At 65.0% G+C, this 22,909-nt stretch carries 22 protein-coding genes and 1 pseudogene; 18 read left to right on the top strand and 5 right to left on the bottom strand.

From position 1 onward, the window contains the following. The first annotated feature begins 9 nt into the window (after positions 1–9). Positions 10–273, top strand: a complete 264-nt coding sequence (locus tag GEV06_20765) for a hypothetical protein (protein MPZ20324.1) — start codon at positions 10–12, stop codon at positions 271–273. Between the two features lie 382 nt (positions 274–655). On the opposite strand, the gene GEV06_20760 is transcribed toward GEV06_20765, so the two are convergent. Next, positions 656–871 carry a hypothetical protein gene (locus GEV06_20760; GenBank protein MPZ20323.1) on the bottom strand — a complete coding sequence of 72 codons (216 nt, stop codon included), beginning with the start codon at positions 869–871 and terminating at the stop codon, positions 656–658. 34 nt (positions 872–905) lie between these two features. Here GEV06_20760 and GEV06_20755 point away from each other — a divergent pair, with 34 nt between their 5' ends. The 7 genes from GEV06_20755 (at position 906) to GEV06_20725 (ending at position 7,073) form a co-directional block, all read left to right on the top strand. Next, positions 906–1,475: a hypothetical protein gene (locus tag GEV06_20755; protein ID MPZ20322.1), complete on the top strand. Its 570-nt coding sequence runs from the start codon at positions 906–908 to the stop codon at positions 1,473–1,475. Positions 1,476–1,527: 52 nt separating this feature from the next. Then, a complete protein-coding gene (locus tag GEV06_20750) occupies positions 1,528–1,899 on the top strand; it encodes a hypothetical protein (GenBank protein MPZ20321.1) in 372 nt (123 codons plus the stop codon). 208 nt (positions 1,900–2,107) lie between these two features. Then, on the top strand, positions 2,108–2,464 hold the full coding sequence (locus GEV06_20745) for a DUF4870 domain-containing protein (GenBank protein ID MPZ20320.1): 357 nt from the start codon (positions 2,108–2,110) through the stop codon (positions 2,462–2,464). A 187-nt stretch (positions 2,465–2,651) separates the two neighbouring features. Further along, positions 2,652–3,734 carry a P-loop NTPase gene (locus GEV06_20740; GenBank protein ID MPZ20319.1) on the top strand — a complete coding sequence of 361 codons (1,083 nt, stop codon included), beginning with the start codon at positions 2,652–2,654 and terminating at the stop codon, positions 3,732–3,734. 166 nt (positions 3,735–3,900) lie between these two features. Continuing rightward, positions 3,901–5,202 (top strand): insulinase family protein, encoded by a 1,302-nt coding sequence (locus GEV06_20735; protein MPZ20318.1) that lies wholly within the window; start codon positions 3,901–3,903, stop codon positions 5,200–5,202. Further along, entirely contained in the window at positions 5,199–6,587 is a 1,389-nt protein-coding gene (locus tag GEV06_20730; GenBank protein MPZ20317.1) for a hypothetical protein, read from the top strand. The genes GEV06_20735 and GEV06_20730 overlap by 4 nt, the downstream gene beginning before the upstream one ends. A gap of 282 nt (positions 6,588–6,869) precedes the next feature. Then, positions 6,870–7,073: a hypothetical protein gene (locus tag GEV06_20725; protein ID MPZ20316.1), complete on the top strand. Its 204-nt coding sequence runs from the start codon at positions 6,870–6,872 to the stop codon at positions 7,071–7,073. 71 nt (positions 7,074–7,144) lie between these two features. On the opposite strand, the gene GEV06_20720 is transcribed toward GEV06_20725, so the two are convergent. Next, on the bottom strand, positions 7,145–8,158 hold the full coding sequence (locus tag GEV06_20720) for an abhydrolase domain-containing 18 (protein ID MPZ20315.1): 1,014 nt from the start codon (positions 8,156–8,158) through the stop codon (positions 7,145–7,147). Between the two features lie 85 nt (positions 8,159–8,243). On the opposite strand from GEV06_20720, the pseudogene GEV06_20715 reads away from it, so the two are divergent. Further along, positions 8,244–8,414 (top strand): annotated as a pseudogene (locus GEV06_20715) (four helix bundle protein). 62 nt (positions 8,415–8,476) lie between these two features. On the opposite strand, the gene GEV06_20710 reads toward GEV06_20715, so the two are convergent. After that, a complete protein-coding gene (locus GEV06_20710) occupies positions 8,477–9,847 on the bottom strand; it encodes an Asp-tRNA(Asn)/Glu-tRNA(Gln) amidotransferase GatCAB subunit A (GenBank protein ID MPZ20314.1) in 1,371 nt (456 codons plus the stop codon). Positions 9,848–9,865: 18 nt separating this feature from the next. Continuing rightward, the gene (locus GEV06_20705) at positions 9,866–12,334 is read right to left on the bottom strand and encodes a hypothetical protein (GenBank protein ID MPZ20313.1); all 2,469 of its coding nucleotides are present in this window, start codon (positions 12,332–12,334) and stop codon (positions 9,866–9,868) included. Positions 12,335–12,396: 62 nt separating this feature from the next. Here GEV06_20705 and pyk point away from each other — a divergent pair, with 62 nt between their 5' ends. The 8 genes from pyk (at position 12,397) to GEV06_20665 (ending at position 21,392) form a co-directional block, all read left to right on the top strand. After that, entirely contained in the window at positions 12,397–13,878 is a 1,482-nt protein-coding gene (gene pyk / locus GEV06_20700; GenBank protein ID MPZ20312.1) for a pyruvate kinase, read from the top strand. A 121-nt stretch (positions 13,879–13,999) separates the two neighbouring features. Further along, positions 14,000–15,151 carry a sodium:proton antiporter gene (locus GEV06_20695; GenBank protein MPZ20311.1) on the top strand — a complete coding sequence of 384 codons (1,152 nt, stop codon included), beginning with the start codon at positions 14,000–14,002 and terminating at the stop codon, positions 15,149–15,151. A gap of 231 nt (positions 15,152–15,382) precedes the next feature. After that, on the top strand, positions 15,383–16,432 hold the full coding sequence (gene asd, locus GEV06_20690; GenBank protein ID MPZ20310.1) for an aspartate-semialdehyde dehydrogenase: 1,050 nt from the start codon (positions 15,383–15,385) through the stop codon (positions 16,430–16,432). Further along, positions 16,432–17,850, top strand: a complete 1,419-nt coding sequence (lysC, locus tag GEV06_20685; GenBank protein MPZ20309.1) for a lysine-sensitive aspartokinase 3 — start codon at positions 16,432–16,434, stop codon at positions 17,848–17,850. Before asd ends, lysC begins: the two co-directional genes overlap by 1 nt. Next, positions 17,847–18,545 carry a dihydrodipicolinate reductase gene (locus GEV06_20680; GenBank protein MPZ20308.1) on the top strand — a complete coding sequence of 233 codons (699 nt, stop codon included), beginning with the start codon at positions 17,847–17,849 and terminating at the stop codon, positions 18,543–18,545. The genes lysC and GEV06_20680 overlap by 4 nt, the downstream gene beginning before the upstream one ends. Before the next feature lie 89 nt (positions 18,546–18,634). Next, complete coding sequence (locus GEV06_20675; GenBank protein ID MPZ20307.1) at positions 18,635–19,540, top strand: 4-hydroxy-tetrahydrodipicolinate synthase; 906 nt, start codon at positions 18,635–18,637, stop codon at positions 19,538–19,540. Next, positions 19,537–20,394 carry a 2,3,4,5-tetrahydropyridine-2,6-dicarboxylate N-succinyltransferase gene (locus GEV06_20670; GenBank protein ID MPZ20306.1) on the top strand — a complete coding sequence of 286 codons (858 nt, stop codon included), beginning with the start codon at positions 19,537–19,539 and terminating at the stop codon, positions 20,392–20,394. Before GEV06_20675 ends, GEV06_20670 begins: the two co-directional genes overlap by 4 nt. Continuing rightward, entirely contained in the window at positions 20,382–21,392 is a 1,011-nt protein-coding gene (locus GEV06_20665) for a M20/M25/M40 family metallo-hydrolase (protein MPZ20305.1), read from the top strand. Before GEV06_20670 ends, GEV06_20665 begins: the two co-directional genes overlap by 13 nt. 9 nt (positions 21,393–21,401) lie before the next feature. Here GEV06_20665 and GEV06_20660 read toward each other — a convergent pair whose 3' ends face one another. Further along, on the bottom strand, positions 21,402–21,845 hold the full coding sequence (locus tag GEV06_20660) for a c-type cytochrome (GenBank protein MPZ20304.1): 444 nt from the start codon (positions 21,843–21,845) through the stop codon (positions 21,402–21,404). Positions 21,846–21,957: 112 nt separating this feature from the next. Between GEV06_20660 and GEV06_20655 the strand changes: the two genes are divergently transcribed. Continuing rightward, entirely contained in the window at positions 21,958–22,827 is an 870-nt protein-coding gene (locus GEV06_20655) for a TIGR00730 family Rossman fold protein (protein MPZ20303.1), read from the top strand. The last annotated feature ends 82 nt before the right edge of the window (positions 22,828–22,909 follow it).

Below are 22,909 nucleotides of genomic sequence, written 5' to 3'. Positions count from 1 at the left end.
ATGGAGGCCATGACGCTCACCACCACCACCGCCACCACCACCACCAGCGCTGCCGCTACGCCGCGGCCGTTGAGCCTTTTCGAGTTCGAGGATCTCGAGGCCCTGCCGTGCGGGTGCGTTTCGGCTTCGTATCGCGCGCGTCCGTGGGACATTACGTTAGTGTCACTCGAGGCAAAGGGTGAGCATTGTTTGCTTCCAGGGCACGCGATTGGCGCTGTGCTGCAACTCGGCGAGCCGGTAGAGGAGGACGCCGAGCAAGAGGACGAAGAGTAGCCCGAATGAGCGAGCTCCTCGTCTTGGGTGCGCACATTGCCACGGCGCGTTCGGCGAACGAGCTCCGGCACGAGCGGGACGGCGCTCATTGCAGGCGGCCGGCTGCAGGTCAAGCCCGTTTCCAGATTCCTGCATCCTGTGTCCTGATTTCTCTGGCTCAGGTCTTCCCCATCCAATAGAATCGACGAAGCGGCGTAGGCTGCGGCGCACTTCAACCCCCCACACTCTTCGACATGCCCAGGGCAACCCTGAACATGGTCGGAGGGTCGAGGGCGACAGGCTCCGGGTGCGGAGTGTAGTGACGTGCCACGACCGTGAGGAGAACAGGATGCCGTTTGTCTGCCCGACGTGCGGAAACGCACGCCGTTTTCAAGTCAAGACGTTACAAGTTCACGTGGTGTCGCTGGAGGACACCCGTGTGGAAGTTGCCGATGAACAACGTCCCGCCGTGCTTGAAGTGCTGTGTGACGAATGTGAGTCGGCGCTCGATTTCGAGAAGTGGGAGAACGGTGTACGGCGGGAGGTGCTCCTCACGCTGGGCGCCCGGTAACCGGCGCCCGAACATCGTGGGTGTGTTGGGGAAAGGTTTGCTTGACAATAGGGGCGGGGCGTTCCTATCGTAGCGAGCGCGCATGCAGGACTATTACCGCATTCTCGACCCGATTTCGGGCAAGAGGCTCCGGCCGGTGGGGCGCATGCTTGGTGCGAGCCCCACGGGCCCGAGCGGCGTGCGCATGCGCCATCGGCGCGCCGGGTGGAGCGGTCCGCTTGCCCGCGTAGAGAGCGCGCTGGCGACCCGCGTCTCTGCCCTTCCCAGCGACCTCCGCTGGTTCGGTGACGAGGTGGCTGTTGATTTTCCATCCGCCACCGCTGCGGTGGAGCGTGCTCGGCGCCGCTTCTTCGAGCGCGATGACGGTGGTCCGGCCACGGTAGCATGTGTCGCGCTCACGGGCCTCGAGGCCCGGCGTGGCGGCCGCGTTCCCATTCGGATCTGTCTTCCTACGACGTGTGCGGCATGCGGCGGGCGTGGCGAGTCGTGGGGCGCCCGTTGCGAGGGCTGCGCTGGCGAGGGAAGCGCTCTCCTGCCGCGTTATCTCGTGTTGCGCATGCCGCCCGGCCTACGGGATGGTGTCTCACTCCACTTCCGTCTGCGCGATCCCAACGCGCCGACGCGAGTGGTCGTTCAAGTGTCGGTCCGCTGAGCCCGCATCCTGTCACATTGATTGACGCGTGCGCGGCGTCATTCGCAGCCGTATGCACACTCACGCCGACCTCGTAGGGCGGCTCCATATCATCGCCGGTGCGCTCGCTGGTCTTGCCGCGTTAGCGTTGGCGGCGCTTGGTGTCGGCGCCGTGAGCCTGGCTGGTGGCGCGGAGGTCCGTGTGGCGGCCTCCCTCGCGGCTGGCTTGTTCTTTGGCGTGGCGGCTTTCCTGCTGCTCTGGGGCGCCGCGTCGGCTGGCGCCGGCCTGGCGCTGCGAGGCTACCGGCCCTGGGCTCGCCTGGCAGCATTTCCCCTGTCTGTGCTCGATCTCTTCATGGTGCCGTTTGGCACCGCTCTCGGTCTGTACACGATTTGGGTCCTGATTCACCCCGATACGCGGAGGTTGTTTGGAGTGAGGGAGTAGGGCGATGACAGGGTGACTGGGTGACACGGTGACTGGGTGACACGGTGAAGGGGGCCTTCAGGCTTCGGGAGCCCACATCACGTGGCGTGAAAGGTCGCACGAGGTCGACCGCAAGACATCGAATCGCCCGCACGTGACCTTGTCACCCCCTCGCCCCCTCACCTTGTCCCGTTGTATGATGCTGAGGTAAGCAGACCTGGGAGGACCAATGGAGACGTCGGCCACGGAGAAATCGTCAACCGGGCTGGAGCCGAACCTTGCTGCAGCTTTGGGCTACCTCTTCATCATTGGGATTGTGTTCCTCGTGATCGAGAAGGAGAGCAAGTTCGTCAGGTTCCACGCCATGCAGTCGACTGCGCTCCTGGTGGCATGGGTGGCGGTCTGGATGCTGCTCGTCGTCTTTGGCATGATCCCGGTCCTCGGTTGGCTCACCATCCTGCTGTGGCCCATCGTGGGCATCGTCTTTCTGGTCGTCTGGATCCTCTGCATCGTGAAGGCGTTCCAGGCCGAGTGGTTCCGGTTGCCGATTTTGGGCGATTTCTCGGCGACGCAGGTCGGTGTCTAATCCGCTGCGGTAAGATCGACTGAGGGCTGTTTCCTGCCGTCGCAGGTTGCTCCTGCCATGAGGGGTGGCTGACGTCCACCCTACGTCCACGAGCCGTCGCCACCCTCCGCGACGCTCAGTGGCCTGATGCCCAGCCGTACGTGGGCATCGAGCCACCGGGACGGTTCACCGACTGCGAGACGAGATCATGCCATCCACTTCCGTCACCGAAGGCGCCGTGCTCGAGGCGCTGAAAGTCGTTCACGATCCAGATCTGCACCGTGACATCGTCAGCCTCGGCTTCGTGAAAGAGCTGCACGTGCAAGGCGAGCAGGTCTCCTTTACCATCGAGCTCACGACTCCAGCCTGTCCCGTGAAGGATCAGCTTCGAGACCAGGCGCGCGCGGCTGTGGCCGAGCTCCCTGGCGTGAGCGCAGTGGACGTGACGATGACGGCAAGCGTGCGGAGTGTGATGCCGGAGGCCGGGCGGCTGCCGGTGCCAGGTGTCAAGAACGTCATCGCTGTGGGTGCCGGTAAGGGAGGAGTGGGCAAGACCACGGTTGCGGTGAACGTCGCGCTGGCGCTCGCCGCGCGCGGCAGCCGCGTCGGGATATTGGATGGCGACATCTATGGTCCGAACGTGCCCATCATGCTCGGCGTTCGTACGCAGCTCGCGAGCGACGGGAACAAGATCGTGCCCGCGGAGAAGTACGACTTGCAGGTTGTCTCGATGGGTTTTCTCGCGGGCGATGAGTCGCCGGTCATCTGGCGGGGCCCGATGCTGCACGGCATCATTCAACAGTTCTTCCGCGAGGTGCGTTGGGACAATCTGGATTACTTGGTCATCGATTTGCCGCCCGGCACCGGAGACGTCGCGCTGAGCCTGAGCCAAACGGTTCCCGTGGCTGGTGCGATTGCCGTCACGACGCCGCAGACGGTGTCGCTAGCCGACACGCGCCGTGCCGTGGCCATGTATCGCAAGCTTCGCATTCCGGTGATTGGACTCATCGAGAACATGAGCCATTTCGTGTGCCGTGAGTGCGGGCGGGAGAGCGACATTTTCGGCAAGGGGGGCGGCGAGCGGTTGTCGGAGGAGCTCGAAGTGCCGTTTCTCGGCCGGATTCCGCTCTACGAACCGATTCGCGTCGGCGGAGATACTGGCGTGCCGATCGTGCTGGCCGAGCCGGAATCGCCCGCGACCGACGCCTTTCTCACCGCGGCGGAGCGGGCAGCGGCACAGGTGTCAATCGCAAGCTTCAAGGGCATCCCGCTCACGCCGGTGACAGGATAAAAGGAGCAAGGTGGGGCCGCCTCGCCGAGGCGGCCGTTATCTCGCCGAGGCGTCCGGACGGCGCGTTCGGCAACGCGCCCTACCAACGCTGACGTTTGCCCTTGACCCTCGGTCCCTTGACCCCTTGATCCCTATTACCGCGTCGCCCCGTCGCCGCAACCGTTCTATGGACATCCCTTTCATCCGCCACACACTGCCCAATGGGCTCGACGTCATCGTTCATGAGGATCACGGGACGCCGATCGTGGCGGTCAATATCTGGTACCACGTGGGATCGAAGGACGAGCAGCCTGGTCTCACCGGCTTTGCGCACCTCTTCGAGCACCTGATGTTCGAAGGCTCGGCGCATCATGACGACAAGTACTTCGCGCCGTTGCAGGAGGCCGGTGGTCAGCTCAACGGCTCGACCAATGCCGACCGCACCAATTACTGGGAAGTCGTACCGACCGGTGCGCTCGAGCTCGCACTATGGCTCGAATCGGATCGCATGGGCTACTTGTTGCCAGCCGTCACCGAAGAGAAGTTCGTCACCCAGCGTGAGGTGGTGCTCAACGAGCGCCGGCAGATCTACGAGAACCGGCCCTACGGGATGGCATCCATTGTCCTGCCCCAGGCGCTGTATCCGTCGGCACACCCTTACTACTGGCCGACGATTGGCTTTCCCGCCGACCTGCGCGCGGCGACGCTTGCGCAGGTTCATGACTTCTTTCAGCGGTACTACCATCCAGGGAACGCGTCGCTCGCGATTGCCGGCGACGTTGGCACCGACCAGGCGCTGCGGCTCGCCGAGACGTACTTCGGTGATCTGCCTGCCGGCGCCCCGATCGATCGACTGGAGGTGCCCATCCCGGCGACACCGCAATCACGCCTGTTGCTCGAGGATCGGGTCGAGCTGCCCCGCTTGTACCTGGCCTGGCAAAGCCCTGGCGTCTTTGCTACGGGCGATGCCGACCTCGACCTGCTGGCAGAAGTGCTCGGCGGTGGCAAGGTTTCCCGCCTGTATCGACGGCTCGTCTACGAGCACCGAGTGGCAGTAGATGTCGTCGCGGTTCAGTCCTCGCGTCAGCTTGGCGGCACGTTCCAGATAGTGGCGACCGCGGCGCCCGGTCACCAACTCGCGGAGATTGAAGCGCACATCTACGAGGAGCTCGCGCGATGTGCGACCGATGGACCCACGGCCGAGGAGATCGAGCGTGCTCGTGCCCAGGTCGAAGCGGAGTTCGTCTATCGCCTGCAGACCGTTGGCGGCTTTGGCGGCAAGTCCGACCAGTTGAATGCTTACAACACCTACTGCGGCAACCCCGGCTACTTCGGTGAGGATCTCGCGCGTTATCAGCGCGCGTCTGGCGACTCGGTGCGGACTGCCGCAGAGAGGTGGCTCACCACGGCTGGCGTCGCGCTGAGCGTCGTGCCGACGGGTCAGCAGGCACGGGCGTTGCCCGAGTCTGCCCTGGCGGAGATCTCGTGAGCATCGATCGATCGCGCATGCCGAGGCCAGCCCACCCGCCGGCCGTGCGCTTTCCAGTGCCGGAGAAGCACAGCCTCGGGCGAGCGCACACCTGGAGCGTTGCGCATCACGACCTGCCCGTGGTCGTCTTCATCTGGATGATCCCGGTCGGATCGGCAGCGGACCCCGCGGACCGCGCTGGCCTCGCGATGTTTGCGGCAGACCTTCTGGACGAGGGCAGCGGTGGCCGGACGATGCTCGAGGTGAACGAGCAGCTGGCGCGGATGGGTGCCCAGCTCGACACGGAGGTCGGCGTGGATGCCACCATGCTGACGCTCGTGTCGCTATCCCGGACCGCGCCTGACGCGCTGGCGCTGCTCGCCGAGGTCGTGTGCCGGCCGAATCTCGACTCGGGGGAGATTGTCCGCGTACGCACGCTGAGGTCGAACCGGGTGAGGCAGATGCGCAGCGTGCCGGGCGCGCTCGCCGATCGTGCATTCTACAGGCAGCTCTACGGCAGTCATCCGTACGGGCAACCACCCCTGGGGACCGAGGCGACGCTCGAACAGATCGGCCAGACGGACCTACACCGCTTCCATCGCGAGCGCTTGCTCGGAGTGGCACCGACGCTACTGCTGGTTGGGGACCTCCCCCCAGACGGGTTGCGAGAGACGGCGAGGTCCGTCTTGCCGTCCGATGTTGCCCAGAGCGCACAGGCAGACGAATTGTGGGCGAGGCTACCACTGATTGATGAGCTAGGTGCGGAGGCGAATGGAGACGAGAAGGCCGCCCGTCTCATCCTGGTACCACGGCCTGGAGCGGCACAATCCGAGCTGCGCGTGGGAGCGCTCACGGCTGACCGTACGACCCGTGACTACCACTCGCTGGTTGTCACCAACGCTGCTGTCGGAGGTGCATTCGTCAGCCGTTTGAACCTGAACCTGCGCGAACGGCGAGGGTATACCTACGGGGTCCGCTCATCCGTCCAGTTTTGGCGGGCGCCCGGACCGTTCGTTGTCCAGACCAGCGTCCAGACGGACGCCACCGCTGCATCGATCGCGGAGATCCTGAAGGAGCTCGCCGAGATCGGCGGGCCGCGGCCGGTCGACGGGCGTGAGACCGCGCGGGCCCGTGACTCGCTGACGCTTGGCTTCGCACGTAGCTTCGAAACGGCGGAACAGATTGCGCGTGCGGCAACACAGCTCGTCCTGTACAACCTGCCGGATTCGTGGTACGACGATTTCGTCCCGCGCGTCGAGGCGGTCGAGCCCGAGGAGGTGACACGCATTGCGCGGCAGTACCTCGATCCGGGCAGGATGTATGTCACGGTCGTCGCCGACCCCGACCGTGTCGGTGATCTGGCGAAGCTCGGCCTTGGCGAGCCCATCGTTGCCGAGCCGTTCTAAGCATAAATAGGAACCGGGTACCATTTCGCGTCCGAAAAGGTACCCGGTTCCATGTCGGTCCCTCCGGCCGAGTCAACCAATCCACTCCGTTCCCCGTCTTTCCTAGCAGCGTGTTTGGTCAAGTCTTCCTCGTGTCGCTCCGAGACCAGAAACCACAGGCGCGGCCGTTTCGTCAAAAGATTCGTCGCTGAGTGGGGTACACTGCTCGTGCCGGCTGTCCTCCCCGCCGGCTCTTCCCCTGGTCGTGTACGTCGCTCGACCGATCAGCTCGAGAGTGACCCCATGAGCCTGGCCCGGCTGGGCATCAGCCTGTTTGCTGTTCTCGCGCTGCTTGCCGTTGCGGTCGCCGGTGCAACGATCTGGCTGGTGCTCACCGATCCCGTGACGGTAGCCGATGCGGTCGCTCAAGGAGACGTGTCGCCATTGGCGCGCGCGCTCGCCCAGGTGCTTTACGACGCTGTGCAGTCCCTCCTGGAATACCTGTAACCGGCCGTGTACTCAACGAAGCGCCACCACACGTACCTACGTTGGAGTGAACGAGGTTCGCCTCGCCTTTTCTACAACGCTTTGAGCAGAAACTTCGTCAGCACATAGCCGTCCAGATACTTGAACGGCGTCATACCCGTGCTGTAGTGGCCGCACGGGAGCGCGACAACCTGATGCGGGATGGCACGGGCACGGAACTCTCGCACGAGCTCTCGCGAAAGGTGCACCGGGAACGTCAAATCGTACCGGGCATAGACGAGGAGTGTCCGCTTGTTGCGGATTCGCTCGACGAAGGGCTGAGGGCTGATCGGCATCCAGAGTCGCCGTAGGCTTGGCAGGTCGATGTGCCCCTCGAGGCCCCTCCGTACATGCATGGTCGACAAGCCTTCCCACACGACGTCGGCAAAGAACGGCGAGACGTGATTGAGCGCCGCGGCGCGTACCAGTGGCTCGTGGCATGCGGTGAGCATCGATAGACAGGACCCGAGGCTGGTCCCGAGAATGCCGATGGCCTGGTAGCCGCGGTTGGCCAGCCACCAGATGGCGCGTCGTGCATCGACGACGGCCTGGCGGTTCACGATGAGCGTGCGCGCGACGTTGGCGCTGACGATGTAGTCGGCGCGGCGGAGCTCGGCGGGCATGCGTTGCTCATGGTAGGGCAACGTCAGGCGCAGCGCACTGACGCCGAGACGCGCCAGAATCTGGCACAGCGCGACGTAGCCCGTCTCATCCGCGTTCCAGTGGGGCAGCACGAGCACCGCGCGGCGCCGGCCGCGTGCGAGGGCAGGAAAATAGCGCGCGTGCACGACGTTGTTGACGGCATGCGGCGTGCTCGCCGCGCTCTCGAATGTGAGAGCGCTCTCCGCGTCGAGTGCATACTGCGGCGCCGGCGTGACCGCGTAGAACGATTCGCTCTCCGCAACTGCGGTCTCGGCATAAGCGTCGACGATCTCGGCGGACGATCCTTGGCGAGCGCGGGCCTGCTCCGGCAACCACTCGAGTCCCCACTCGAATGGCCGGACCAAGCGGTCCTGCGCTACAGCGTGGATCTTTCGTTCCCAGCGGTGGAACAGCTGCGTGATCATGGCACGGTCAATGCACTAGGGGCTGACGCGGCGACAGGGTGACAAGGTGACAAGGCGACAAGGTGAAGGGGTGACAAGGTGACCAATGGGGGCGCACATCCGCTCACATCGTGAGCTCGACGTCTACAAACGAGCTGTTCGGTCGGCGATGGTCATCTTCGACGTTTCCAAGGGATTCCCGCGGGAAGAACGTTTCTCTCTCACGGCGCAGATCCGAGAGTCATCCCGCTCCGTATGTGCCAATCTTGCCCCGTCACCCTGTCACCCCGTCACCCGGTCACCCCGGTCACCCTGTCACCCTGTCACCCGGTCACCCCGTCACCCCGTCACCCCCATGACCTCTCGCTCAACACCCCCCGCCCATCCCATGAGGTCCCGCGTCTGCCGTCCGACGATTTGCAAGCCAACGGGTAAGCCGGCGCGCGTCGTGCCACACGGTACCGTCACGGCTGGATGTCCGGTGAGGTCGAAGAGTTGCGTCAACCGCAGCATCGCGGCACGTGCAGAGATATCCTGCTCGCCCAAGCGAACCGTCTCCTGCCCAACGAGCGGCGCCACGCACGGGAGGGTCGGCAGCAGGAGGACATCGCAGCCTTCCAAAGCCTCCATGACCTCCCGGCGTAACACCTCGCGACCCGCACGGGCGCGTAGGTACTCCACGGCGAGAACCTGTTGGCCTGCCTCGAGTCGCTGCCGTACGGCCGGAGTGTAGCGATCGGCGTGCTCGGCCAGGTATGGTGCGTGCCAGGCTGCCGCCTCGGGCAATGTGATGGCCGCATACGTAGCCACGATGTCCTCGGCGTGAGCGATTGTCGCGTCGCTGATGCGCGCACCGCACGCGGCGAGCTGGCGCACGGCTGATTCGAAATGCGCGCGCACCTCGTCTTCCATGAGATCCATGAAGTAGCCTCGCAACACTCGGGCTCGAAGTGACGACGGCGGACGCGGCGCAGGCGGTGCAGCCTGGTCTGCCGGCAGACCGGCGATGACCGCGTGCACGATCCAGGCATCCTCGGACGTCCGGCAGAGCGGTCCGACATGGTCGAGCGATGTGCTCAACGGCACGACGCCATCGAGCGGTACTTCACCGTAAGCGGGCTTGAGGCCGACCAGGCCGCATGCTGCGGCCGGAATGCGAACCGAGCCACCCGTGTCCGTTCCAAGCGACGCCAGGGCCATACCGGTTGCCACGGCGACCGCCGAGCCGCCACTCGATCCGCCGGAGAGACGCGTCTGATCGCTCGGGTGGTGGACAGGACCAAAGGCGGAATCCTGGTTGGTGGAGCCGAACGCGAATTCATGCAGGTTGGTCTTTCCAATCAGCACAGCGCCAGCGGCGCGCAAGCGTGCCGCAACAACAGCATCCTGCGCCGCAGGAGGCTCGTCGTCTCGTACGCGAGAACCGGCCGTCGTCGGAACACCCTGTTGGTCGATGAGGTCTTTCAAGGCCATCGGGATGCCGTGCAACGGTCCCTGCGACCGGCCGGCGTCGCACGCGGCGTCCGCGGCCGTTGCCGCTTGTCGCGCTTCCTCTTCGGTCACGGTGATGAAGGCATTCAACGCGCTGCTCGTCGCATGCAGGCGAGACAAGCAGGCGTCGAGCAGGTCCAACGCGCGAAGTGAACGGTCAGCAAGGCGTGCGGCGGCGCGGGTAAGCGTCAGGTGGTCGAGGTCGACATCAGCGGGCATGATACGGAGATCGTTCGCTCATTGCACCTTCGTGGCGAGAGCTGCCGCGCCTCCCTCGAGCGGCTGGCCACCGGAAAAGTATCGGGACATCTCCACCGTAATCGGCACTGGCGACGAGCCCAGGCTCTCGACGAGGATACTGTACGCCGGACCGCAGCCGATACCGAGGTCCTGCGCCGCGCTGACGGTCAGCCGCGCATCTCCAGCGAGCTCGAGCTCTTTCGTGGTCGACTCGCCTCCCACGAAGTACGCCGTGACGCGGACGCGTCCCGGCGTCGAGTCGCCGTTCGAGATCAGCACGAACGAATCCTCCCCGTCGCAGTTTCGTCCGGCGTACGCCGTTGCCCAGGCCGTGCCTGTTCCCCTGGCACCGAGTGACACGTGTCCTTCGCTCCAGGCGGGTCCGCCCGGCCACCACATGGCGCGCTCGGCAATGAAGGGGGCGTCCGCGAACAGACGGACGGCGACAGCCGTGTCGGCGAGTCGCGCATCTTCACTGTTCACCCACACGGTGCGGCGTGCTTCTCCTGGCACGTCGTACTCCTTCGCGATCACCTGTCCGTCCGGGAGCAGGTATTGCGCTTCCACATGAAGCGGGTCCGTTCCTGTGTTACCGAACAGGAGGAACTCGTCGAAGAAACCGGTCGCTCCTTCGGCGAAGTACCACGTATCGGAAAGGGTGGTTGCCCCGGAGCCGGTGGTCCCCGATCCAAAGACCAAGCCGTTGCTGTTCAAGTACATCGACCGCTCGGCGATGATGGGGAGTGTCGCGTTGATCTCGGCCGAGACGTTGGCCGCTTCGAGACCCGGCTCCCGATTGACGTACACGGTGTAGCGACTGAACGCCGCGACCTCGTAGGCGCGCCGGACCGGCGTGCTACCCTCGCGAAGGTAGGTGATCGTGACGGTCGCATCTTCGGGAAGGGGGTTTTCCAGGAGATAAAAGAGATGAAAGGGCCCGGTGGCGCCTTCAGCGAAGGACCATCGCTGGCTCGGCGCGGGAAGGCCGCGCTCCATCGAGCTGCCGTAGAGATATGGCGTGCCCCAACGCATGTAGCGGTCGGCCACGACCGGAACGTTCGACGAGACGATGCTCGCCGCGGAGGTGTCGCCGATGAGGTCGCGAAGCCGGACGATCCGGTTCTCGCGAGGGCCGAGCCAGAACGAGGAGCGTGCCACGCTGCCGCTTTCCGTGAACGCCTCGACCGATACCAGGGCGGGCGAGGACTGACTGGGATTGAAGACACCGTCGAAGGTTTGGAAGAAGCCTTCGGCTCCCTCGGCAAAGTACCGGGCATGACCGACGGTCGGTTGATCGCAGCCGAGCAGATTGCCCGCATCCTGGCAGATGAAGCGCGTCATCGTCGCGGCGTTGGTGCACGCCGACGGCGGTGGCAACGTGCCGACATGATGCAGACCGACCACCAGCCCGCTTTCCGTGCTGATGAGCGGCGAGCCCGACGAGCCGCCAAGGGTATCGCAGGCATACTCCATCTGGCTGCCTGGTGTATACGCGTCGATGGTCCCAGACGTCGAGGCCACCTTGCAGCCAGACGTCCGATCGACATCTTCCCAGTAGCCAATCTCCTTCGGTCCGCCGCCAGGGTGCTGAATGAGCCAGAACGGTGTGCCCACTTCTGCGTCGGCGGCCGTGGGCAGCAGCTCACCCCACGACACTTCCGGGTTGCCGTGCAGGGTCACGAGCGAGTAGTCGAGGCGCGTGCTCGTGGAGACGAGCAGATCGCCCGCGTACATCATGCCCTCGGAGAGCACCCCGTTACTGCACGCGCTGAGCTGGTGACCGAACGCCGCTTGGAGCGTGTCGACCTCGGCCTGCGACGGAAGGCAGTGATTGTTCGTCAGCAAGAGGCTATCGACCGCGCCGCGGACGAGGCTGCCGGTGCAAGCGAACGCCTCGCCGCCGCTCTGATAGATCAGGCGAGCGATCGGCTGCTGTGTCTGCGCGATTCCTGGCTCGTTCATATGGCACGCGATCGGCTCGAGACCATCCGAGCCGCACACAGATTCCTGCCGCCTGTCGAGCGGCGAGACCGGTTGCGAGGAACCCGCGGGCGATCCGGTGCCATGGACCACCTCGGTGATGCGATAACCAAAGCTGGGTGTCAGGCCGCCATGAATCCGCACGATTGCCGTGTCGCCGTCGATCACAAACGACCAGACGTCGCCAGAGCCTCGAGGGCCTCGATCCGTCAGTGTCCACACTTGAGCGCCGTTCGGGCTCGAGACGGTGAGCGCGTCACCGGCGCCCAGCTCGAGATCTTCGAAATGGACCCGAATGAACATCGCACCTGGGGACTGCACTTCCTCGCGCCACACGACCGTGTCGCCGCCCGGGCCCGCCGGATACGGGTGCGGACTTTCCGCGGCGTGCGCTCGGACATCGCCAATCTTGGTTTGAGCAAGCGCCGCTGGCGCAGCCAGGATCGTGAGGAGGACGGCCAAACTCATGCAGAGAAGGTTTTGCATGGACGTTACTCGAGGGACACACCGAGGACTCTAGCGGTTGGTGGTGGAGCCGGTCAAATTGTATGCTCATCCAGATGAGCACGCCGGCGCGGAGCACGCGGATCCGCCGCACCAAGATCATCGCCACGCTGGGTCCCGTGAGCGCCGACGAGCAGACGCTCGGGAGCTTGATCGCGGCGGGCGTCGATATCTTCCGCCTGAACTTCTCACACGGTACCCGCGAGGATCACGTTCGCACCCTGGCACGCGTGCGCGCGCGTGCCGTTCATGCAGGGCATGAAGTGGCCGTCCTCCAGGATCTCGGCGGGCCGAAGATCCGGACGGGCCGGCTCAAGGATGGTCGACCGATCGATCTCCGGGCGGGTGAGCGGCTGCTCGTGATCACGGGCAACGAGGAAGGCGAGCCTGGCCGCGTATTCACGAGCTACGCCGGCCTGGCGCAATCGGTGTCACCGGGCGACCGCCTGTTGCTGGCCGACGGGCGCATCGAGCTGCAGGTCGACGCCTCGGATGGACGAGTCATCGTCACCACGGTCGTGGGTGGTGGTTTGCTCGGCGAGCACAAGGGGATCAATGCGCCAGCCGTCCGTCTTCCCGCCAGGGCGATCACCGCCAAAGACGAAGAGGATCTCCGGTGCGGCCTGGCGCACGGCGTGGATCTCGTTGCCTTGAGCTTCGTTCAATCTGCAGAGGATCTTCATCACGCTCGTGAGCTCATCCGCCGCGCGGGCGCAGAAGGGCTGCCGCTGGTTGCCAAAATCGAGCGACCGCAGGCTGTCGCGAACCTCGAAAGCATCATTGCCGCGGCGGACGCGGTAATGGTTGCGCGTGGGGATCTTGGCCTGGAGCTGCCGCTCGAACAGGTGCCGCGTGTGCAGAAGGAGATCACGCGTCGCGCCCAAGCGCGCGGAGTGCCCGTTATCGTGGCCACGCAGGTTCTCGAGTCCATGCACGACTCGCCACGGCCGACGCGGGCCGAGGTGAGCGATGCTGCAAACGCGGTAGACGGTTCCGTGGACGCCATCATGCTCTCGGGCGAGACTGCGGTGGGCGCGTATCCCGTGGAATCCGTGCGCGTGCTGGATGCCATCATTCGTGATGCGGAAAGCCTCACGGACGCGGCGCGGGTGAGCGTCGGCCCGGAGGTGATCAACATTGCGCACAGCCGTGCGATTTGCGAGGCGGCCTCCAGGCTCGCCGCATCGGACCAGGTTGCGGCCATCGTGGCCGTCACGCGCGCAGGCAAGACGGCGCGGGTGCTCTCGGCCTATCGTCCGCCGGTGCCGATTTACGCCGTGACTCGGAGCTGTGCGCTCGCGCGTCGCTTGGCGCTCTTCCGCGGTGTCGTTCCGCTGGTGATTGACGACGCCGTGGAGGCGGACCCGTCGGGCCTGGCCATCGAGCGGCACCTGGTGGAGCGCGGAATTCTCCAACCCGGCTCGGTCATCTTGTTCGTGAGCGTCAGCGCGGACCTGACACGCGGTGACGCGAATTTTCTCCGTATTCGCACGGTCGGCGATCCATCAAACGACGGGGATGTGTAGGCCCGATCTGAGGTCGGGCAAGCGATTCCCGCCGTGAATGCCGGGCAATCAGGCTAAGATCGTGTGAGCTGTATCATTCTTCTGACTCGTATCCCTTGCTCATTTCTCAGCCGTGTCTCACATCTCTCGAATCTTCACGCGGATCATCGACTACTCGCTGCTGCTGATCGCGGGCACGGTGCTCGCCCTAGTCTGGGCGAACCTCGACCACGACAGCTACGAAACCGTTGCGCATGCCCTCGAGTTCGTGGTGAACGACATCGGCATGGCGTTCTTCTTCGCGCTGGCCGCGAAGGAGGTCTTCGAATCGACCCTGCCCGGTGGCGCGCTCTCGTCACCGCGGGAATCGGCCGTGCCCATTCTGGCCGCCGTGGGCGGGATGGCGGTGCCGGCGGGCATCTACGTCATCATGGTGCACCTGTCTGGCTTGCCGGAGCTGGCTCGAGGCTGGGCCGTGCCGTGCGCCACGGACATCGCGTTCTCGTACATGGTGGCGCGTGTCCTGTTTCCGGCGGGCAGCCCTGCGATACCGTTTCTGCTCCTGCTCGCGATTGCGGACGATGCCATGGGGCTGGTGCTGCTCGCGTCGTTCTATCCGCAAAAGGCGTTCTCGATTGTGTGGTTCGCCGGTCCGCTCGTCGTGGCGCTTGCCATTGCCTGGTGGCTGCGACGGCGGCGCGTGCGGAGCTTCTGGCCGTACGTGCTTCTTGCTGGAACCTGCTCGTGGATCGGCTTCCATGAGGGGGGTATCCATCCAGCGCTCGCGCTCGTTCCGATCGTGCCCTTCATGCCGCATCGGATGATGGACCTCGGCATCTACGAGCCGACCGAGGAGCATGGCGCCGACACGTTGAGCCAGTTCGAGCATTGGTGGAAGGTGCCCGTGCAGGTCGTGCTCGGCCTGTTTGGCTTCGCCAACGCGGGCGTGCAACTGGCGGCCATGGGAGCGGGCACGGCGATCGTCGTGATTGCGCTGGTCGTCGGCAAGCCGCTCGGTATCGCCGGGTTCACGTGGCTCGCCGAGCGGTGTGGCTTTCGGCGGGCGCACGGGTTGTCCTGGGGCGATATCATGCTGCTCGGCACGGTCGCCGGCATTGGCTTCACCGTTGCGCTGTTCTTTGCGATTGCCGCATTCCCGGCGGGCGACCTGCTGGATCAAGTGCGAATGGGGGCCCTTCTGAGCTTCATTGCCGCGCCGATCGCGCTCCTGCTCGCGATGGTGCGGCGCTTGGTGCCTGGGCGCGAACCGCGGGCAGCGTCCGCAGAGGAATGATGCTCAGGGCTTGACGTTCGCGTGCTGACTCGATAATCTGAAATAGCGTTTGTCATGAGGCACGACACCCGAACCAGCACGCGAACGACTATTCGAAAGCGGAAGCGTCTCCGCGCTGGGCGGGTTACGGTACGCGCAACGTAAGCCTCGAAACGATCAGGAACCGTTCGCCAAGAACCCGCCAATCGCGGCACCGCCGCGGGGCGGGTTTTTTGTTTTGGGAACAGCAATATGCCACCTATTGAAGTGGGAGTGCTTGGCGCGACCGGGATGGTGGGCCAACAATTCGTCCGACTCCTCGCGGGGCATCCGTGGTTCCGCCTGACCTGGCTCGTGGCCAGCGAGCGATCGGCGGGCAAGCCCTATCGCGAGGCGGCGGCGTGGCGGCTGGCGTCCTTGCTACCGGACGAGGCTGCTCGCCTGGTTGTGGAAGAGCCGGTGCCAGGCAAGGGGCCGCGCCTCGTCTTCTCCGGCCTCGACGCCGGCGTCGCCGGTGAGGTGGAGGCCGCCTTTGCCGCGTCCGGCCACCTCGTCGTGAGCAACGCCCGGAACTTCCGTATGGAGTCGACGGTGCCGCTAATCGTCCCGGAGGTCAATCCGGATCATCTCGCGCTGGTGCCACGTCAGCGTCGGGAGAAGGGCTGGAAGGGCGCGATCATTACGAACCCGAACTGCTCGACGGTCTTCCTCGCGATGGCGCTTGCACCGCTGCGGGCGTTCGGCCTCGAGTCCACCGTCGTGACGACGCTGCAGGCGATCTCGGGCGCGGGATATCCGGGCGTGCCGTCCTTCGACATCACGGGCAACGTGGTGCCGTTCATTGGCGGTGAAGAAGAGAAGATCGAGAGCGAGACGAAGAAGATCCTCGGGACACAGCAAGACGGACGGGTCGTGCCGCATCCGGTGGCGGTGAGCGCGCACACGACGCGCGTCCCGGTCGTGGACGGCCACACCGAGATGGTCTCGGTGGCGTGTGCCGCCAAGCCGTCGCTCGACGAGGTGCGCCGGGCCTTCGTGTCGTTTCGTGGCAAGCCGCAGGAGGCACAGCTGCCATCGGCTCCGGCGCAACCGCTCCTGTATCTCGATGAGCCGAACCGCCCACAGCCGCGACTCGACGCGGAGCGCGAGCATGGCATGGTCGTGAGCATCGGCCGATTGCGTCCCTGCCACGTGCTCGACTTCAAGTTCGTGGCGCTTGGACACAACACGGTCCGGGGTGCCGCCGGCGCGGCCATCCTCAATGCGGAGCTGATGCGGGCCGAGGGCCTGCTCGCGGATTGATGACCGTGCAGGACGAATCATTCATGGTGATCATGAAATTCGGCGGGACGTCGGTGAAAGATGCCACTGCCATGCATCGTGTGGCGGCCATCGTCCGCCGCGCGGAGCAGCGCGGCGTCCGGCCGCTCGTGGTCGTCTCCGCGATGTCGAAGGTCACCGACCAGCTCATTCGCGCCGCAATGCGCGCGGCCCAGGGTGAGGAGGACGATGCGGCGTCCCTGGTACAGCAGCTTGCGGCGCGTCATCGTGAAGCGGCGGAATCGGTGGCGGGAAGCAGACATCTGCCGGACCTCACGACGGCGCTCGAATCGGACTGGCGCGATGCGACCGAGCTCCTGCACGCGCTCGCGATTCTGCGGGATCTCGCACCCCGCTCGTTGGACGCGCTCGTGGCCACCGGCGAGATCGCCAGTAGTCGTCTCATGACGGCGGCCTTGCGGGCCGCTGGTCTCGCCCCTGTGTGGGTCGATGCCCGTCGCGTCCTCGTGACGGACGAGGAGCACGGGACAGCACAACCTGATATGGCGGCCACGCGAGAGCGCGTGCGTCTGGAGGTCGAGCCGCACATCTCGGCCGGAGGCGTGCCAGTCGTCGGCGGCTTCATCGGTGCAACGAAACAGGGCGCGACCTCGACGCTCGGACGCGGTGGCTCCGATTACTCGGCGTCGATCTTCGGCGCCGTCCTGGGTGCTGCGGAGATCCAAATCTGGACGGATGTGGACGGGATGCTGACGGCCGATCCGCGCGTTGTTTCCGGAACGCGCTCAGTGCGAAGCCTCTCGTTTGCCGAAGCATCAGAGCTTGCGTACTTTGGCGCGAAGGTGCTGCATCCAAGCACCATTCTGCCCGCCGTCGGAGCCGGTATCCCCGTACGGATCCTCAACTCGCACCGGCCGGATGTGCCCGGTACGACGATCGTGGAGTCGCCGCCGATCTCGCCGACGCCGATCACTGCTCTGGCCTGCAAGCGCGATGTCACGGTCATCGATATCACGTCGTCGCGCATGTTCATGGCACATGGCTTCCTGCGCCGGCTCTTCGAGGTGTTCGAGCGATACCGGACATCGGTGGATGTCGTCACGACCTCGGAGGTGAGCGTATCGGTCACGGTGGACGACACGCGGCATCTTGCCGCGATTCTTTCCGCCTTGGAAGAGTTTGCCGACGTGTCGGCCGAGCGCGAGATGGCGCTGCTGTGCGCTGTTGGAGAGCGCCTGCGAACGGACGCCGCGCTCTCGGCACAGATCCTCGGCGCGCTCGAGGGCTTCCCGCTGCGCATGGTCTCGCAGGCGGGATCGCGAAGAAACGTGACGGTCGTGTTGCCCGAGGCACAACTGGCGGCTGCGATGGGGCTGATCCACGACCGCTTTTGCGCATTGCGGCAAGAGGCAGCGCCGACTAGCATGGAGCTGGCGTGACAACGCTCTCTGCGCTCATCGTGGGGCACGGCCGGATGGGCCAGCTCATCGAGAGCCTCGCGCCCCACTACGGCATCCAGATTACCGGGGTGGTGACGAGCCGAACCGCCCGATCGGACCTCGCCCGCTCCCGCTTCCCCCGCCTCGACGTCATCTTCGAATTCACCGCAGCCAGTGCGTTTGTCGAAAACCTCGCGGCTCTGTGTGACCTCGGCGCACCGCTCGTCGTGGGCACGACCGGCTGGTCCGAGCATCATGAGACCGCCGTGCGCGCTGCAGTCGAGCGTGCGGGCATTGCCGGCGTGTTTGCGGCCAACTTCTCGGTCGGGGCCACTGTGCTCGAAGCTGTCGCCGTACGGACGGCGACACTCATCGCGGACCACGGCGACTATGGTGCGTTCTTGCACGAGGCGCATCATGCGGGAAAGCGCGATGCGCCGTCTGGCACGGCGAAAGCCATCCTTGCGGCAATCGAGCGTGCCGGCTACCTGCAGCGGCTCGACGTCAGCGTGACGCGCGCCGGGCACCTCCCCGGCATCCATACCGTGGGATTCGACGGACCGAGCGAGACCATCACGCTGACACATACCGTGCGAGATCGCGCCACGTTCGCCCGCGGAGCGCTACACGCCGGCCGCTGGGTGCAGGGCAAGCAAGGATGGTTTACGATGCGCGACGTGCTCGGAATCGAGTAGGCGTCAGGGATCAGGCGTCAGGGGTCAGCAGGCATCAGGTCCGAAGCCGACTGACGCTTGACCCCTGACCCCTGTCATCGGAGGTAGCCATGAGAACGCGCTTTACGGGCTGTGGTACCGCGCTGGTCACGCCGTTTGCTGCCGACGGCGGCGTGGACGAGGCGCGCGTACGGGCGTTGGCACGACGACAAATCGACGCAGGTATTCACTTCCTGGTGCCGTGTGGCACGACCGGCGAAGTGCCGACGCTGACCTCTGACGAGCGACGCCGCGTGGTGGAGCTGGTGGTCGAGGAGACCGGCGGGCGCGTGCCTGTCGTCGCCGGCGCCGGCGGGTACAACACCGCCGAGGTCGTCGAACAAGCGCGTGACATGCAGCGCGCCGGTGTGGACGGCCTGCTCTCCGTGACACCCTATTACAACAAGCCGACGCCGGACGGCCTCGTCGAGCACTACAAGGCCGTTGCAGGCGCCAGCTCGTTGCCGGTGATTCTCTACAATGTGCCGAGTCGAACCGGTTGCAACATCGATCCTCGAACGCTTGCCCGTCTCGCCGCTATCCCCAACGTCGTTGGCATCAAGGAGTCTTCGGGGAGCCTCTTTCAGATCTCGGAGGTCTGCACTGTGGTACCAGAGGGCTTCATCGTCGTGAGTGGCGATGACCTGTTGACGCTGCCGCTGATGGCCGTTGGGGGGCACGGTGTCATCTCAGTGGCGGCCAACGAGATACCCGCCGAGCTGACACGTCTCGTCGAGCTGTTCGAGCAAGGTCACACGCTCGAGGCGCAGAGACTCCACAAGCGCCTGGTTCCGTTGCTGCTCGGGAACTTCATCGAATCGAATCCCATTCCTGTCAAGCATGTCATGGCGCAGATGGGGCTCCTCGAGGAGCGCTATCGGCTGCCAATGGTGCCGCCGCGTGTCGAGACGCGTGAGAAGCTCGCGCGAATCATCGAAGAGCTCGGCTTGCGGTCCGGCGCGGAGGTGCGAGCATGACCGTTCCAGTGGGGGAGCTTTCTGAGCGCATCACGGCCCTCTGGGCCAAGGGCGCCGAGGCCGATCGTGCAGAGGGGCGCAACGTCTTCGAGGCGCTGCGAGGAGCGCTTTCGGTCGGTGCCGTGCGCGCTGCCGAGCCGGATTCCACATCGCCGACCGGTTGGCGCGTGAACGCGTGGGTGAAGCAAGGCATCTTGTTCGGCTTCCGATTCGGTGTGTCGTCGGACGTGTCGGCCGACCACGGTCGTTTCTCCTTTTTCGACAAGGACACGTTGCCGGTCAAGCGATTCACGCCCGACTGTTGCGTCCGGATCGTGCCGGGTGGCTCGAGCGTCCGCGACGGTGCCTTCGTCGCACGCGGGGTCGTCTGCATGCCGCCCATGTTCATCAACATCGGGGCATGGGTCGGTGAGCGTGCGCTGATCGACTCGCACGTCCTGATTGGCTCGTGCGCGCAGATTGGCCAGCGCGTGCACGTGAGCGCGGGCGCGCAGATCGGTGGTGTCATCGAGCCTGTTGGCGCCATGCCCGTCATCGTGGAAGACGATGTGTTGATCGGCGGGAACACCGGTGTCTACGAAGGGGTGGTGGTGAAAGAGCGCGCGGTCATCGGCGCCGGCACCATCATCACGGGATCGACGCCCATTTACGATCTGCCGAACGCACGCATCATCCGACCCGAGAAAGACCAGCCGCTCGTCGTGCCCCCGTGCGCCGTCGTCGTGCCCGGCGCGCGTGCAGTGACGGCGGAGGCCGGTCGCCAGTGGCAGCTCTCGCTCAGCACGCCGGTCATCGTGAAGTACCGCGACTCGCGCACCGACGCGCGAACGGAGCTCGAGCAGTGGATTCGCTAGACGTCGTGCGCCTGACCACGCAGCTCGTCGACGTCGACACGACGACGGGGCGCGAGGGGGCGCTGGCCGGTTGGCTGAGCGACTATTTGCGCCGCCTTGGATGGTCGGTCAGTGAGCAGGTCGTGAGCGACGATCGCCGAAACATCCTGGCAACGCTCGATCCGCCGCGTGTCGTCTTCTCGACGCACTACGACTGCGTGCCGCCCTTCTTTCCCAGCCGCATCGAGGATGAGCGGCTCTACGGGCGCGGCGCGTGCGACGCGAAAGGTATCCTCGCCGCTCAGGTTGTTGCCGCCGAGCGCCTGCGTTCGGCGGGCGAGCGACGCATCGGTTTGCTGTTCCTGGTGGGGGAGGAGCGCGGCAGCGATGGCGCCATTGCGGCCAACACGCTCGCGGACGGCTGCGCCTTCTTGGTGAATGGAGAGCCAACGGACAACCGATTGGCGGCCGCGACGCGAGGAGCACTGCGCGTGCGCCTCGAGGCGCGGGGCCGTGCAGCTCACTCGTCGCACCCAGAGCTCGGCGAGTCGGCCGTCGAGAAGCTCATCGACGTGCTGGTCCGCCTCCGCAACGCCGAATGGCCACACGACGTCATGCTGGGCCGGACGCACTATACCGTTGGCTTGATCTCCGGAGGGGTCGCACCCAACGTCGTACCGGCATCTGCAGAAGCCGAGATCGTCTTTCGCACGGTGGGGCCGAACGACCAAGTGCGTGACCAGCTGCGGACGCTGGCGGGGAGCGCCGCCGCCGTCCACGACGTGCTCGAGCTCCCCTTGGTGCGCATGGTGACGGTGCCCGGCTTCGAGACCGAGGTCTTTCCGTACAGCACCGACATTCCGTGTCTGACGCGATGGGGGCAGCCGCTGCTCTACGGGCCGGGCTCTGTCCTCGTCGCACACACGGACGAGGAGCACGTCCCAATTCCCGAGCTGCACCGGGCGGTTGACGGGTACCGGCGCATAGCCGCCGCGTTGCTCGAAGGAGGGACGGACTGATCCTCACGGTCAACCCTTCCTCAGGCCCTTCCTCAGGGACTGCACATACGCGACGATCGTCCAAACATCCTCCTTGCTCAACCCTTCCTCCTTGAACGCAGGCATCTTCGGGTCGCTGCGACCGTTCCAGATCTTGTGGAAGACGACGCCGTCGCGGTTACGGGACGCGCGTCGGGAATCCGTCAGGTCGGCAGGCGGGTCGTCCGGATCGGCATCGCTGCCATCCCCTCGTCCCTCTGGGCCGTGGCATCGCCTGCAATTGTCGGCATACAGCTCCTTGCCCTGATCAATGAGCTCTGGCGCTACCGACAGCGGGTTGGTTTCCTTCGATGCACCTTCGGGAATCGTCCAGCCTGCACCGTCGGACTGCGCGACAACGCGTGCGACGAAAGTTACAAGAAATGAAATTACCACGTACGTAATCAGTAACTTGTGTGTTCTTCTCACGCCCATCTCCTACGTGGAGGCCGTACGCATGTTTAGCCCCGCCCCACCGTTCGCTCTCATGCCGCTTCCGTGCCACCCCGCGTACCGATGTTGATCTCAAGTGTTACAGTGAGCCCGTATGACTCGTCAGCCTCTTGCCTATCTGAACCCAGAGTTCCTCGAAAGCGACCAAGCCCGGGCTATTCGCATACTCTCGGAGTACTTCGAGCCGCTCGGTCGTTTCGAGGAAGAGAAGATTCAGGACACGGTTGTCTTCTTCGGCTCGGCGCGGATGCGGAGCCGTGTGTTCGCCGAATCTGCGCGGGATCGCCTGAAAGCACGGTTACACGCACGGGGGCCACGCAGCGAATCTGCGCAGAGCGCACTCGCGCGCGCCGAGCAGGCAGTCGAATGGTCTCGTTACTACGAGGATGCGCGTGAGCTGGCACGCCTGCTGACCGAGTGGACCAGCTCGCTCGACTTCCCGAACCATCGCTTCGTCGTCTGCTCGGGCGGCGGACCCGGCATCATGGAGGCTGCGAATCGCGGCGCGCACGAAGCAGGCGGCAAGACCATCGGTCTCAACATTCGGCTGCCGTTCGAGCAGGGCTCGAACCGTTACATCACCAAGAGCCTGCTCTTCGAGTTCCACTATTTCTTCATGCGTAAGTTCTGGTTCGCCTACCTCGCCAAGGCGCTCGTGGTCTTTCCAGGAGGATTCGGGACGTTCGACGAACTGTTCGAGATTCTCGCCTTGATGCAAACGCGCAAGCTGCGCAAGCGCGTCTTGGTGATGCTCTACGGCAGCGATTACTGGAAAACGGTGGTCGACTTCCAGGCGATGGTGCGACACGGGGCGATTGCGGCAGAGGATGTCAACTTGCTCACGCTGGTGGACGATCCGACCCAGGCTTACGAGACGCTCAAGGCAGAATTGATCGCACAGCACCTGCTGCCACAGATGGCACAGGAGCGGCGAGCGCCTGGTATTGCCAAGACGAGGGCGTGAACGCAGGGGTAAGGGGACTAGGGATCCAGGGATCTAGGGATCTAGGGATCCAGGGATCTAGGGATCTAGGGATCTAGGGGGC

This window comes from Luteitalea sp. (assembly GCA_009377605.1).
Classification (GTDB): domain Bacteria; phylum Acidobacteriota; class Vicinamibacteria; order Vicinamibacterales; family Vicinamibacteraceae; genus WHTT01.
The sequence above is the reverse complement of the archived record's forward strand: the minus strand, read 5'-3'. Positions and strand labels throughout refer to the sequence as shown.